General features: G+C 70.3%; 11 protein-coding genes. 4 read left to right on the top strand and 7 right to left on the bottom strand.

Annotated elements, in window-relative coordinates:
* Nucleotides 1-4: 4 nt before the first annotated feature.
* Both ACYF6T_RS09420 and ACYF6T_RS09425 read right to left on the bottom strand, forming a co-directional pair.
* Nucleotides 5-1,924 carry a molybdopterin oxidoreductase family protein gene (locus ACYF6T_RS09420; protein WP_461695065.1) on the bottom strand — a complete coding sequence of 640 codons (1,920 nt, stop codon included), beginning with the start codon at nucleotides 1,922-1,924 and terminating at the stop codon, nucleotides 5-7.
* Nucleotides 1,921-2,892 carry a 2-dehydropantoate 2-reductase gene (locus ACYF6T_RS09425; protein WP_461695067.1) on the bottom strand — a complete coding sequence of 324 codons (972 nt, stop codon included), beginning with the start codon at nucleotides 2,890-2,892 and terminating at the stop codon, nucleotides 1,921-1,923. The genes ACYF6T_RS09420 and ACYF6T_RS09425 overlap by 4 nt, the downstream gene beginning before the upstream one ends.
* A 203-nt stretch (nucleotides 2,893-3,095) precedes the next feature.
* Here ACYF6T_RS09425 and ACYF6T_RS09430 point away from each other — a divergent pair, with 203 nt between their 5' ends.
* From ACYF6T_RS09430 to ACYF6T_RS09445, 4 genes are all read left to right on the top strand, one after another.
* Entirely contained in the window at nucleotides 3,096-4,427 is a 1,332-nt protein-coding gene (locus tag ACYF6T_RS09430) for an L-lactate MFS transporter (protein ID WP_461695068.1), read from the top strand.
* Nucleotides 4,396-4,530, top strand: coding sequence for an MFS transporter small subunit (locus ACYF6T_RS09435; RefSeq protein WP_461695069.1), 135 nt, complete (start codon nucleotides 4,396-4,398; stop codon nucleotides 4,528-4,530). The genes ACYF6T_RS09430 and ACYF6T_RS09435 overlap by 32 nt, the downstream gene beginning before the upstream one ends.
* Nucleotides 4,531-4,668: 138 nt before the next feature.
* On the top strand, nucleotides 4,669-5,607 hold the full coding sequence (locus ACYF6T_RS09440) for a beta-ketoacyl-ACP synthase III (RefSeq protein ID WP_461695070.1): 939 nt from the start codon (nucleotides 4,669-4,671) through the stop codon (nucleotides 5,605-5,607).
* Nucleotides 5,608-5,746: 139 nt separating this feature from the next.
* The gene (locus tag ACYF6T_RS09445; protein WP_461695072.1) at nucleotides 5,747-6,424 is read left to right on the top strand and encodes a GntR family transcriptional regulator; all 678 of its coding nucleotides are present in this window, start codon (nucleotides 5,747-5,749) and stop codon (nucleotides 6,422-6,424) included.
* Here the strand turns inward: ACYF6T_RS09445 and ACYF6T_RS09450 are convergent.
* The 5 genes from ACYF6T_RS09450 to frc form a co-directional block, all read right to left on the bottom strand.
* On the bottom strand, nucleotides 6,403-7,587 hold the full coding sequence (locus tag ACYF6T_RS09450) for a low temperature requirement protein A (protein WP_461695074.1): 1,185 nt from the start codon (nucleotides 7,585-7,587) through the stop codon (nucleotides 6,403-6,405). The genes ACYF6T_RS09445 and ACYF6T_RS09450 overlap by 22 nt on opposite strands.
* Before the next feature lie 116 nt (nucleotides 7,588-7,703).
* Complete coding sequence (locus ACYF6T_RS09455) at nucleotides 7,704-9,098, bottom strand: OFA family MFS transporter (RefSeq protein ID WP_461695076.1); 1,395 nt, start codon at nucleotides 9,096-9,098, stop codon at nucleotides 7,704-7,706.
* 2 nt (nucleotides 9,099-9,100) lie between these two features.
* The gene (locus ACYF6T_RS09460) at nucleotides 9,101-10,489 is read right to left on the bottom strand and encodes an OFA family MFS transporter (RefSeq protein ID WP_461695078.1); all 1,389 of its coding nucleotides are present in this window, start codon (nucleotides 10,487-10,489) and stop codon (nucleotides 9,101-9,103) included.
* 120 nt (nucleotides 10,490-10,609) lie between these two features.
* Nucleotides 10,610-12,754 (bottom strand): acetate--CoA ligase family protein, encoded by a 2,145-nt coding sequence (locus ACYF6T_RS09465; RefSeq protein WP_461695080.1) that lies wholly within the window; start codon nucleotides 12,752-12,754, stop codon nucleotides 10,610-10,612.
* 4 nt (nucleotides 12,755-12,758) lie between these two features.
* Nucleotides 12,759-13,991 (bottom strand): formyl-CoA transferase, encoded by a 1,233-nt coding sequence (gene frc / locus ACYF6T_RS09470; protein ID WP_461695081.1) that lies wholly within the window; start codon nucleotides 13,989-13,991, stop codon nucleotides 12,759-12,761.
* Nucleotide 13,992 lies beyond the last annotated feature (1 nt).

A 13,992-nucleotide genomic window follows, 5' to 3' on the forward strand; every position in this document is an offset into this window, starting at 1 on the left:
TGCGTCACCTCACGATGGTCGCGACGGGGAGCTTCTCGATCCGGATCGCCGACGCCTTGAACTCCGCCGTGCCCGCGATCGGGCAGTTGGCCTCGATCGTCAGCTGGTTGGTGTCCACCTCGTCGGGGAAGTGCATGGTCATGAAGGCGAGCCCGGGCCGCAGGGCCGTGTCGATCCACACCGGCGCCACGACCGACCCGCGCCGCGAGGACACCTGCACCTGCTCGCCGACGACCACCCCGTAGCGCTCGGCGTCCTCCGGGCACAGCTCGATGTACTCGCCGCGCCGCAGCGGGGAGGCGAAACCGCCGCTCTGCACACCGGTGTTGTAGGAGTCCAGTCGCCGTCCGGTGGTCAGCCGGATCGGGTACTCCTCGTCGGTGAGGTCGACGGGCGGGTCGTGCCGGACGATCCCGAAGGGCGCCGGCAGCCCGCGCCTGGCCGGGTCCGTCTCCCACAACCGGCCGTGCAGGTAGGTCGGTTCGAGAGCGTCGGTGCTCGGGCACGGCCACTGGATGCCCTGGTGCTCCTCCAGGCGCGCGTACGTCATGCCGTAGTGGTCCGGGGAGACCGAGCGCAGCTCGTTCCAGACCGCCTCGGCGTCGGCGTACTTCCAGTCGTGGCCGAGGCGGGCCGCCAGTTCGCAGATGATGTCGATGTCCTCGCGTGCCTCGCCCGGCGGGGTGACCGCCCGGCGCACGCGCTGGACCCGCCGTTCGCTGTTGGTGGTGGTGCCGTCGGTCTCCGCCCAGCCGGCCGTCGCGGGCAGGACGACGTCCGCCAGCTCGGCCGTCCTCGTCAGGAAGATGTCCTGGACGACGAGGAAGTCCAGCTGCTCCATGCGCCGTACGGCCTGCTCGCTGTCCGCCTCCGACTGCGCCGGATTCTCGCCGATGCAGTAGACGGCCCGCAGCGTGCCCTCCTCCATCGCCTCGAACATCTCCGTCAGGTTCAGCCCGTAGTGCGGCTGGATGACGGTGTCCCAGGCCGACTCGAACTTCAGCCGGGTGTCCGGGTCGAGGATGTCCTGGAAGCCGGGCAGCCGGTTGGGGATGGCGCCCATGTCGCCGCCGCCCTGGACGTTGTTCTGCCCGCGCAGGGGCTGCAACCCGCTGCCGTAGCGGCCCACATGGCCGGTCAGCAGGGAGAGGTTGATCAGCGCGCGGACGTTGTCCGTGCCGTTGTGGTGCTCGGTGATACCGAGGGTCCAGCACAGCTGGGCGCGCTCGGCGCGGGCGTAGGCGTGGGCCAACTCCCGTATGGCGCGCGCCGGTACGCCGGTCACCTTCTCGGCGAGGGAGAGCGTCCACGGCTCGACGAGCTTCCTGTACTCCTCGAACCCGGTGGTCGCGCGCTCGATGAACGCCTCGTTGGCCAGGCCCGCGTGGATGATCTCGCGCCCGATCGCGTGCGCCATCGGGATGTCGGTGCCGACGTTGATGCCGAGCCAGCTCTCCGCCCACTCGGCGGTGGAGGTACGGCGCGGGTCGACCGCGTACATCCGGGCGCCGTTCCTGATCCCCTTCAGGACGTGCTGGAAGAAGATCGGGTGCGCGAAGCGGGCGTTGGAGCCCCACATCACGATCACGTCCGTGTGCTCGATCTCCTCGTAGGAGGAGGTGCCGCCGCCGGATCCGAAGGCGGCGGACAGCCCGGCCACGCTCGGGGCGTGACAGGTGCGGTTGCAGGAGTCGACGTTGTTGGTGCCCATCACGACCCGCGCGAACTTCTGTGCCACGTAGTTCATCTCGTTGGTCGCGCGGGCGCAGGAGAACATGCCGAACGCGCCGCGGTTGCGGCCGAGGCCGCGGGCCGCGCGGTCCAGGGCCTCCTCCCAGCTCGCCCGCCGGAAGGGCTCGTCGCGGGAGTCCCGCACCAGGGGGTGGGTCAGGCGGGTGTAGGTCTTCGGTTCACGCTTCCTCATGCGGCGCTCCTCAGCGCGAGCAGGTCCGAGATGGCGTGCACGGTGCGCAGGGTGGGCACCTCCACGCCGGTGATCTCCGCCAGCTCGACGACCGCGGCCAGCAGGACGTCGAGTTCGAGCGGTTTGCCGCGCTCCAGGTCCTGGAGCGTGGAGGTGCGGTGGTCGCCGACGCGTTCGGCGCCGGCGAGACGGCGTTCGATGGAGACGCCGACCTCGCAGCCGAGGGCCTCGGCGACGGCGAGCGTCTCGGCCATCATGGTCTCGATGACCTTGCGGGTGCCGCCGTGCCGGCACATCTGCCGCATGGTGGCGCGGGCCAGCGCGCTGATCGGGTTGAAGGAGATGTTGCCGAGCAGCTTGAGCCAGATGTCGTTGCGCAGTTCCGGCTCCACCGGGCACTTCAGGCCGCCGGCGACCATGGCCTCGCTGAAGGCCAGACAGCGCCGGGAGACGCTGCGGTCGGGCTCGCCGACGGAGAACCGGGTGCCTTCGAGGTGGCGTACGACTCCCGGGCCTTCGAGTTCGGTGGCCGCGTAGACCACGCAGCCGACGGCCCGTTCGGGCGCGAGCACCGCACTGACCGCGCCGCCCGGGTCCACGCTCTCGACACGGTGGCCGTCGTAGGGGCCGCCGTGCCGGTGGAAGTACCACCACGGGATGCCGTTCTGGGCGGCGACCACGGCGGTGGCGTCGTGCAGAAGGGGCTCGATCAGCGGCCCGCACGCCGCGTACGAGTTGGCCTTCAGACCGAGGAAGACGTAGTCCACCGGGCCGATCTCGGCCGGGTCGTCGGTGGCGTGGGCGCGCGCGGTGAAGTCGCCGCGCGGGGAGACGACGCGTACTCCGTGCTGCCTCATGGCCGCCAGATGCGGTCCACGGGCGACGAGATGGACGTCGGCGCCGGCACGGTGGAGCGCGGCGCCGACGTAGGCGCCGATGGCACCGGCGCCGAGGACTGCGACTTTCATGCGAGGGAGCTCCGTTCGGTTCGAGGGATACCGCGGAGATGGCCGAACCGGGCGAGGTGTCGACTGAATATTGTCTACAGTATGGAAGAAGGCTCGACAAGGCTCCCGGCAGCAACCGTTCGGCGCGCATGGCGTACCGCTCATCGCATACGGTCGACGCGGCGGCTTCTCAACCGCCTTGTCCTTACCTACCGTTCGGGATCATGAGTCCCCCCGTCGCACCGCCCGGCTGGAGCCGCTGGCTGGTTCCCCCCGCCGCTCTCGCCGTCCACCTCTCCATCGGCCAGGCCTACGCCTGGAGTGTCTTCAAGCCGCCGCTCGAGTCCGCGCTGGACCTCGACGGCACCGAGAGCGCGCTGCCCTTCCAGTTCGCCATCGTGATGCTCGGCCTGTCGGCCGCGTTCGGCGGCACGCTGGTGGAGCGCAGGGGCCCGCGCTGGGCGATGACCGTGGCGCTGGTCTGCTTCTCCAGCGGCCTGCTGCTGTCCGCGCTGGGCGCCTGGAGCGAGCAGTTCTGGCTGATCGTGCTCGGCTACGGCGTCGTCGGCGGCATCGGCCTCGGCATCGGCTACATCTCGCCCGTCTCCACCCTGATCAAGTGGTTCCCCGACCGGCCGGGCATGGCCACCGGCATCGCCATCATGGGCTTCGGCGGCGGCGCGCTGATCGCCTCGCCCTGGTCGGCGCAGATGCTGGAGTCCTTCGGCACCGACTCCTCGGGGATCGCCCAGACCTTCCTCGTGCTCGGACTGTCGTACGCCGTCTTCATGTCGCTCGGCGTGCTGCTGGTGCGGGTGCCGCGCACGGACCGGCCGGTGCGGAGCGCGCCCAGCGCCCTCGACGGCGTGCAGGTCACCGCCCACAGCGCCATCCGCACCCCGCAGTTCTGGTGCCTGTGGCTGGTGCTCTGCATGAACGTGACCGCCGGCATCGGCATCCTGGAGAAGGCCGCCCCGATGATCACGGACTTCTTCTCGGGCACCTCCGACGCCGTCTCCGCGACCGCCGCCGCGGGCTTCGTGGCGCTGCTGTCCGCCGCCAACATGGCGGGCCGCATCGGCTGGTCGTCCACCTCCGACCTGATCGGCCGCAAGAACATCTACCGCGTCTACCTCGGCGTCGGCGCCGTCATGTACGCGCTGATCGCCCTGTTCGGCGACTCCTCCAAGCCGCTGTTCATCCTGTGCGCGATGGTGATCCTCTCCTTCTACGGCGGCGGGTTCGCGACCATCCCCGCCTATCTGAAGGACCTCTTCGGCACCCACCAGGTCGGCGCGATCCACGGGCGGCTGCTCACCGCCTGGTCCACCGCCGGCGTGCTCGGACCGCTGATCGTGAACTGGATCGCCGACCACCAGAAGGACGCGGGCAAGCACGGGTCCTCCCTGTACGGCCTCTCCTTCGTCATCATGATCGGGCTGCTCGTCGTCGGCTTCGTCGCCAACGAGTTCGTCCGGCCCGTCCACGCCCGTCACCACATCCCCGCACCGAGGGAGGCCGTCGATGCCGAACGACAGCAGTCAGAGCCCGCCTGACAGGCGTGCCCTGATCGGCTTCGCCTGGCTGTGGGTGTGCGCACCCCTGGCGTACGGGCTGTACGAACTGGTGCTCAAGGCGAAGCAACTGTTCACCGGGTGAATGTTCGGGCGTCCGAGAGTCTGACGGAAGCCGACAACCCGGGCGCCCGATTCCTGTGGCATCACCTGCCGCCGTACCCGCGAGTCACTGATCAGACTGGTGGATCCCGCTACCCGAGCGAACCAGGGGGACCACCTGATGAACGGCTCGCGCATCGCCGCCGTCGGCCACTACCAGCCCGCCAGGGTGCTGACCAACGAGGACCTGGCGGGCATGGTCGACACCAGCGACGAGTGGATCACGTCCCGGGTGGGCATCCGCACCCGCCACATCGCCGGTCCCGACGAACCCGTCGACGAACTCGCCGCGCACGCCGCCGCGAAGGCGCTCGCCGCGGCGGGCCTCGCGCCCGGCGACATCGACCTGGTCCTGGTCGCCACGTCCACCGCGGTGGACCGCTCGCCCAACATGGCCGCCCGGGTCGCCGCCCGCCTCGGCATCCCCTCGCCCGCCGCGATGGACGTCAACGTCGTGTGCGCCGGCTTCACCCACGCCCTCGCCACCGCCGACCACGCCGTGCGGGCCGGCGCCTCGACGCGCGCGCTGGTCATCGGCGCGGACAAGATGTCCGACGTGACCGACTGGAGCGACCGCACGACCTGCGTCCTCGTCGGGGACGGGGCGGGCGCCGCGGTGGTGGAGTCGGCCGACGAGGCCGGCGTCGGGCCCGTGCTGTGGGGTTCGGTGCCCGAGATGGGGCACGCCGTACGCATCGAGGGGCAGCCGGCGCGGTTCGCGCAGGAGGGCCAGAGCGTCTACCGCTGGGCCACCACCCAGTTGCCGCCGATCGCCCGCCAGGCCTGCGAGCGTGCCGGGCTCGCCCCCGCCGACCTCGCCGCCGTCGTGCTGCACCAGGCCAACCTGCGCATCATCGAGCCGCTCGCGGAGAAGCTCGGCGCGGTCAACGCCGTCGTCGCCCGCGACGTCACCGACTCCGGCAACACCTCGGCGGCCAGCATCCCGCTCGCCTTCTCCAAGCTGGTCGAGCAGGGCGCGATCTCCACCGGCGACCCCGTCCTGCTCTTCGGTTTCGGCGGGAACCTGTCGTACGCCGGGCAGGTGGTGCGCTGTCCCTGAGCGGCCGTGTGACGACGGCGACTTCCCGCCGATGGGCCGCCTGCCCGGCGGTTGTGCGCCGTAGACTGTAGACGAAAGACAATCGATACTGGCTTTCCGTCTGCAGTTGCCCCGCGCTGCCCAGGAGGGGGACCGACCGATGTTGTCGACAGGACTGCCGCAGGGTGCGGTGCCCAAGCTCGAACGGCCCGGCCCGCTGCGCGACCGCGTCTACGAGGCGCTGCTCGAACTCATCACCACCCGGGCCCTGCAGCCCGGCCAGCATCTGGTCGAGAGCGAACTCGCCGGTCACCTCGGGGTGTCCCGGCAGCCGGTGCGGGAGGCGCTGCAGCGGCTGAACACCGAGGGCTGGGTCGATCTGCGGCCCGCGCAGGGCGCCTTCGTGCACGAGCCGACGGAGGAGGAGGCCGACCAGCTCCTGACGGTGCGCACGCTGCTGGAGGCCGAGGCCGCCCGGCTCGCCGCCGCGAACGCGGGCAGCGCCGGCATCAAGGTGCTCACCGAGCTGTGCGCCGAGGGCGAGAAGGCCGTCGCCGCCGACGACGTGGACGGCGCGGTCGCCATGAACGCCCGCTTCCACGCCAAGGTCATGGAACTGGCCGGCAACGCGGTCCTCGCCGAACTCGCCGCCCAGGTCGACCGCCGGGTGCGCTGGTACTACACCCCGATCGCCCGGCAGCGCGGACAGCAGTCCTGGATCGAGCACCGCGAGCTGATCGCGGCCATCTCCGAGCGGGACGAGGAGCGCGCCACGGCCCTGATGCGCGAACACACGGAGCACACGCGGCGCTCGTATCACGCGCGCACGACGTCCTGACGCCCGGCCGCCGCGGCGCACCAGCGCGCCTCGACGGTCAGCATGCCGACCAGCACGGCCACCAGGGCGAGGAGTTCGGCGGCGGCCGAGACCCGGACGCCGAGCAGGGCGGTGGCCAGGGCGACGGGGGCGGCGCTCGCGCGGAAGCGCAGGGGGTACAGCCGCAGGACCGCGCGGAAGGCGACGTCTCCGGCGAGGAAGAGGGCCACGCCGCCCGCGAGGGCCAACGCGGGGCCGGCGGGCGGGTGTTCGGTGAGGTGGCCGAGGGTCTTCTTCACGCCCGCGGCCAGGTAGGCGATGCCGAGCAGCATGGGCAGGAAGGAGTAGTAGTACGCGTTCATCGCCAGGCGCCAGCGTCCGGGCGGCGGTGTGGCACGGAAGGCGGCCTCGGCGAGCTCCTCGTCCCGCACGAAGTACGTCCACCACAGCGCGACGGCGAGCGCGAGGGAGAGAAAGGCCCCGCCGAACAGGCCCGGCGTGAGCGGCAGTCGGCCGATCCCGGTGCCGATCGCGACGACCGACTCGCCGAAGGCGACGATCAGCAGCAGACCGTGCCGCTCCACGAAGTGCGCCGGGTCCAGGCTGCCCAGCTGCACCCGCATCGCGGCGGCGCTGCGCCCGTCGGCCCGGCGCGGCCCGTGCTCGGCGAGGAACGGCGTCACGAACTGCAGCACCAGCGCCAGCACCCACAGCCCGTCCGCCGCGAGCCCGTCGAAGCAGCCCGCCGCCGTCACCGACAGCGCCGCCAGTCCGTTCGGGACGCCGTACCAGATCGCGTCGCGGCCGTGGCTGCGGGTGTAGAGCGCGGTGTGCACGACGACGACCGCGAGGAAGCCGAGGCCGAACACCACACCGGTGTCGTCGAAGACGCGCGGCAGGGCCAGCGCGCACACCAGGAAGGCGCCCATGCCCAGCATCAGCAGCACCCGGCGTGCGGGGCGGTCGGGCGGCACCTGGTTGGTCAGGTACGCGTAGGCGCCGTACATCCAGAACAGCACCACGAAGATCAGCGCGACCCGGCCCGCCGTCGCGAACGACAGGTCGGCGGTGAGCAGCACCGTGAGCTGGGTGAGCGTGAAGACGAAGACGAGGTCGAAGAAGAGCTCCAGCGTGGTGACCCTGCGCCCCGCCTGCTGCTGTTCCCGCACCGGTGCGGTGTCCATGGACGGTCCCCCCCAAGCCGATCAGCCCACCGTGGACCGATGTGCCGATGGTAAGGGGGAGCACCGACACCGGGCGGCCCCGCCGGGCGGGGCGGGAGCGCCCGGTGTCCGTGCCGTCAGCTCGCCGTCGCCGCCCGTGGGGCGGCGCTCACGGCACCCCGGTCACGGCCCGGCTGCCGCAGCAGCAGGGCGATCGCCGCGGCGACCATCGAGACGCCGCCGGCCAGGGCGTACGCCCCGTTGTAGCCCCAGGCCGCGACCACCATGGAGCCGAGGCCGCCGCCGAACAGGCCGCTGATGAGCTTGCCGCTGTAGACCAGGCCGTAGTTGGTGGCGTTGTAGTTCTCCCCGAAGTAGTCCGGCGTCAGCGCCGCGAACATCGGGTAGAACGCGCCGCCGCCGAACCCGGAGAGGAAGGCGAAGAACAGGAACAGCCACTCGCTCTTCATCTCGCCCGCCAGGATCACGCCGAACTGGGCGAGCCCCAGCACGACGATGACGAACACCAGGGTCGACTTGCGGCCCCACTTGTCCGACAGCCAGCCCACCACACCCCGGCCGACGCCGTTGATGACCGCCATCACGCCCATCGAGGACGCCGCCACCAGCGGGCCGAAGCCGACGTCCTTGGCGTAGTCGACCTGGAAGGAGATCCCGAAGATGGACACGCCGGCGGTCATCACGATGGAGATCCACATCAGGGGCAGCATGCCGGTCCTGATGGCCTCCTTGGGTGTGAACTGCCGTACCGCGGGCGGGTTCTTGGCGAGGCTGCCGGCGTTCTTCGGGTTGCCGGAGAAGGTGAGCGGGTCGATGTCGGCGGGCCACCAGTTCTTCGGCGGGTCCTTGAAGAACATCGCGCACCCGAAGACCACGATCATGATGTAGCAGCCGATCAGGTCGAGCACCCGGTGGTAGTTGCCCGTGTCGAAGGCGTAGTTGAAGATGAAGATGAACGGCAGCGAGCCGTACGCGAAGCCGCCGTTGACGAAGCCGGTGCGTGCGCCCCGGCGTTCGGGGAACCACTTGCCGACCATGTTGATGCAGGTCGCGTAGATCAGGCCGGCGCCGATGCCGCCGATCACCCCGAAGCCCAGGATCGCCAGCAGGACGTTGCTCAGGTGCGACAGGGCGAGGAAACCGATCAGGCACATGCCGGAGCCGATGTACATGGCCCGGCGGGCGGTCAGGATGCCCTTCTCGCGCAGCCAGCCCGCCGGGAAGGCGATGCCGGCCTGGAAGAACACCCAGACGCTGAGGATCCAGAAGGTGTTGGACTGCGTCCAGCCGTGCGCGTGGGACAGCGTGTCCTCCGCGGAGCCGTACGCGTACTCGAAGACGCTGATGGCCATCATGGCGATCCACGGGAGATACACCATGAGCTTGCGGGAGTGCCCGAGGATGTCCCGGTCGGTCTCGCCGACGCGGTAGACGCGGCCGTGGGAGTCGGTGACCTCGCGGTAGGGACGGGTTGCGGCTGCCGGGTCGGCCGAGAGCGGATCTGCTGTCATGCTTATGCCATCTCCTCGCCGAGCGGGTGCGGGTTGGGAACGATGTGCCGGACCTTGGGCCGGCCCGGGGCCTTGAGGAAGAGCGCCAGAACCGCGGAGGCCAGGCCGATGGAACCGGCGAGCACGAACGCGCCGTGGTAGTCCCATTCGCCGACCACGACCGCGCCGAGGCCGGAGCCGACGAGCCCGGAGATCAGCTTCGAGCTGTAGACCATTCCGTAGTTGGTGGCGTTGTTGTTCTCGCCGAAGTAGTCGGCCGTCATGGCCGCGAACAGCGGGAAGATCGCCCCGCCGCCGAAGCCGGAGACCATGGAACAGAACAGGAAGAAGGGCATGCTGCCCATCTGGCCGGAGACCAGCACCCCGAACTGGGCGGTGCCGAGGACGATGCACACGATGATCAGCGTGTGGCGGCGCCCGTAACGGTCGGAGATCCAGCCGATGACCCCGCGCCCGGTGCCGTTGACGATCGCCTTCAGGGACATCGCCGTGGCCACGATCCCGCCCGCGAACCCCATGTCCTTGCCGAACGGCACCTGGAAGGCGATGCCGAAGATGTTGATGCCGGCCGTGCACAGCAGACAGAACCACATCATCCACAGGACGGGTGTGCGGGCGGCCTCCTTCGGGGTGTACTGCTTCACCGCCGGCGGGTTCTTCTCCAGCGCCCGGCGGATCTTCGGGTCCTGGGTGACCTTCAGCGGGTCGACGTGGGCCGGCCACCAGTTCTTCGGCGGGTCCTTGAAGAACCAGCCGGCGCAGGCGACCACCAGGCACAGGCCGACGCCCACCGTGGCGAGCACGGTCCGGTAGTTGCCCAGGTCCAGATACGAGGTGAACAGGAAGACGAACGGCACGGACCCGTAGGCGAAACCGCCGTTGACGAAGCCCGTCTTGCCGCCCTTGCGCTCCGGATACCACTTGCCGACCATGTTCACGCAGGTCGCGTAGACCAGGCCGGCGCCGATGCCGCTGCACATGCCGAAGCCGAGATAGGCGACGGCCACGTTCGGCGCGAACGCCAGCGACAGATAGCCGAGCAGGGTGCCGACCGCGCCGATCATCATCGCCGTCCGCGCGGGAAGCCTGCCGCTCTCGCGCAGCTGACCGGCGGGGAAGGCCACGGCCGCCTGGAAGAAGACCCAGACGCCCATCAGCCAGAAGATGTGTCCGCTGCTCCACAGATGTGCCTCGTGCAGCGTGTCCTCCGCCGACGTGAACGCGTACTCGGCGGAGCTGATGCCCATCATGCCCACCCAGGGCAGGACGACCATCCACTTGCGGGTGCGGCCCATCAGATCGACATCCGTCTCGCCGATCCGGTACACGCGGCCGTTGCGGTCCGTCACCTCCCTGTAGGGGACGGAGGCCGAATAGTCGGTTGTTGCCATCGTTCAGTGCCCCTTGCGTCGAAAGTTCTGGCCAGCGCCCCCTGTCCAATGCCTTTCGTGTGCGCACGGGTCCCGGGGCCGGCCGGCCGCACTGCCGGCCGGCCCCGCATCCGGGTCACGTCATGAACCGCCCCCCAACAGACCCGCCGCGCGGGCCCAGCGGTACTTCGCGCCGAGCACCGCGACCGGCTTCTCGGTGGTGTACGGGTACGCCACCACCCCGCGCTCGTACAGGTACTGGCAGGCCTCCTCCACCTCGACGTCGCCCGCGAGCGAGGCCACCACGGGCTTGACGATCCCGCGCTCGCGGAACTCGGCCACCACGCGCGCGGTGAGCTCCGCGAAGACCATCGGGGGAGTGACGATGGTGTGCCAGTAGCCGAGCACGAGCGCGTGGATGCGCGGGTCCTCAAGCCCCAGCCGGATGGTCGCCTCGTACGTCGAGGGCGGCTCGCCGCCGGTGATGTCGACCGGGTTGCCCGCGGCCCCGAAGGGCGGGATGAACCGGCGGAACGCCTCGTCCAGGTCCGGCGGGATCTCCATCAGGGACAGCCCGTTGTCGGTCACCGCGTCCGACAGCAGCACCCCGCTGCCGCCGGCGCCGGTGATGATCACCACGTTGTCGCCCTGGGGGGTGGGCAGCACCGGCAACGCGCGCGCGTACTCCAGCATCTCGTTCAGCCCGGGCGCCCGGATGACCCCGGCCTGCCTGAGGATGTCGTCGTACACGGCGTCGTCGCCCGCGAGCGCCCCGGTGTGCGAGCCGGCCGCCTTCGCGCCCGCCGCCGTACGGCCCGCCTTCAGCACCACCACCGGCTTCCTCGGTACGGTCGCCCGAGCGGCCTCCACGAAGGCGCGCCCGTCCTTGAGGTCCTCCAGGTGCATCGCGATGCACTCGGTGTGCGGGTCCTCGCCGAACCAGGTCAGCAGGTCGTCCTCGTCCAGGTCGGACTTGTTGCCCAGGCCCACGATCGCCGACACGCCCGTCCTGGTGGTGCGGGCGAAGCCCAGGATGGCCATCCCGATGCCGCCCGACTGCGAGGTCAGCGCCACCGGGCCCTTGACGTCGTACGGCGTGCAGAACGTGGCGCACAGGTCGTGCCAGGTCGAGTAGTAGCCGTAGATGTTGGGGCCGAGCAGACGGACGCCGTGCCGCTCGGCGATCGCGACGATCTCCGCCTGGAGCTCGTGCTCGCCGGTCTCCGCGAACCCGGAGGGGATCAGCACGGCGTTGGGGATCTTCTTGCGTCCCACCTCCTCCAGCGCCGAGGCCACGAACCGGGCGGGGATCGCGAAGACCGCCACATCCACCTCACCGGGAACGTCCGTGACACTCTTGTACGCCTTGCGGCCCAGAATGTCATCGGCCTTGGGGTTCACCGGGTGGATCTCCCCGGCGAAGCCCCCGTCGACGAGGTTGCGCATCACCGAGTTGCCGATCTTTCCCGGCTCGTTGGAGGCGCCGATCACGGCGACCGAGGAGGGCTGCATCAGCCGGCGCATCGAGGCGAGGATCTCCTCGCGCGTGTACCTCCGGCGCGGCGGCGGCTGCCGCTCGGCGAGGATGACGCGGATGTCGGCGGCGACGGCGCCCTGCGGGGTGGCGATGACCGGGTTGAGGTCGACCTCCGCGATCTCGGGGAAGTCGGCGACCAGTTGGGACACCCGCCGGATCTGCTCGGCGATCGCCCACCGGTCCACGGCCGCCTGCCCGCGCACCCCGCGCAGGATCTCCGCCGAGCGGATCGAGTCCAGCATGGACAGCGCCTCGTCGGCGCTCACCGGCGCCAGCCGGAAGGTGACGTCCTTGAGGACCTCCACCAGCACCCCGCCGAGCCCGAAGGCGACGACCTTCCCGAAGGTCGGGTCGGTGACGGCCCCGACGATCACCTCCTGCCCCTGGGGCAGCAGTTCCTGGACCTGCACCCCCTCGATGCGCGCGTCGGCGTCGTACGCCCGCGCGTTCTCGACGATCCTGTGGAACGCGGCCCGTACGTCCGTGGCGCCCTCGACGCCGACGACCACCCCGCCGGCGTCGGTCTTGTGCAGGATGTCGGGGGAGACGATCTTCATCACGACCGGGCCGCCGAAGCGCGCCGCGCAGGCGACGGCCTCCTCGACGTCCCTCGCCAGTTCCTCGCCCGGTACGGCGATCCCGTACGCGTCGGCGATCACCTTGCCCTCGGGCGCGGTCAGCGCGGTCCGCCCCTCCGCCCGCACGGCGTCGAGCAGCGCGCGCACCCGCAGGACGCGGTCTTCGGCCATCACGTCAGATCACTCCGTTCGACTTGAGCAGGCGCAGCTCCTCGTCGCCGAGGCCGAGCTCGCCGATGTAGACCTCTTCGTTGTGCTCGCCCAGCAGCGGTGAACTGGTCACCTCGACGGGGGAGTCGGACAGCTTCAGCGGGCTGCCGACCGTGGTGAACTCGCCGCGCTCGGGGTGCGGGACGGTGACGACCATCTCGTTGGCGACCAGCGAGGCGTCCTCGATGATCTCCTTGGTGGACAGGATCGGCCCGCACGGGATGTTGTGCGCGTTGAGCCGCTCCAGCACCTCCCACTTGGGCAGGGTCGAGGACCACTCCTCGATCAGCTGGAACATCTTGTTGAGCTTGGGCAGCCGGGCCTCCGGCGTCGCCCACTCGGGGTCCTCGGCCAGTTCCGGCCGGCCGATGAGCCGGCTGATCGGCTGCCAGCCGACGGGCTGCACGATGACGTACACGTAGTCGTTCGGGCCGCCCGGCGCGCACTTGACCGCCCAGCCGGGCTGGCCGCCGCCGGAGGCGTTCCCGGACCGGGGAACCTCCGTGCCGAAGTCGTCGTTGGGATATTCAGCGAGCGGCCCGTGTGCCAGGCGTTGCTGGTCCCTCAGCTTCACCCGGCACAGGTTGAGTACAGCGTGCTGCATGGCCACGTTGACCCGCTGCCCACGCCCGGTTTTCTCGCGCTGCAGGAGCGCGGCGAGAATCCCCGCCACGGCGTGCACACCCGTTCCGGAGTCCCCGATCTGGGCTCCCGTCGCCAGCGGCGGTCCGTCCTCGAAGCCGGTGGTCGACATCGACCCGCCCATGGCCTGCGCGACGACCTCGTACGCCTTGAAGTTGGTGTACGGGCCGTCCCCGAACCCCTTGATGGAGGCATAGACGATCCGCGGATTGATCTCCTTGATGCGGTCCCAGGTGAAGCCCATCCGGTCCACCGCGCCCGGACCGAAGTTCTCGACCATGACGTCGGAGCGCCGGATCAGCTCGGTGAGCAGTTCCTTGCCGCGTTCGGTCTTGGTGTTGAGGGTGATGCTGCGCTTGTTGCAGTTGAGCATCGTGAAGTACAGGGAGTCGACGTCCGGCAGGTCGCGCAGCTGCCTGCGCGTGATGTCACCGGTCGGCGCCTCCAGCTTGACGACGTCCGCCCCGAGCCAGGCCAGCAGCTGGGTGGCGGAGGGCCCGGACTGGACGTGGGTCATGTCGAGGACGCGGATGCCCTCAAGTGCCTTGGCGGTCACG

Source organism: Streptomyces sp. 7R007, assembly GCF_054850255.1.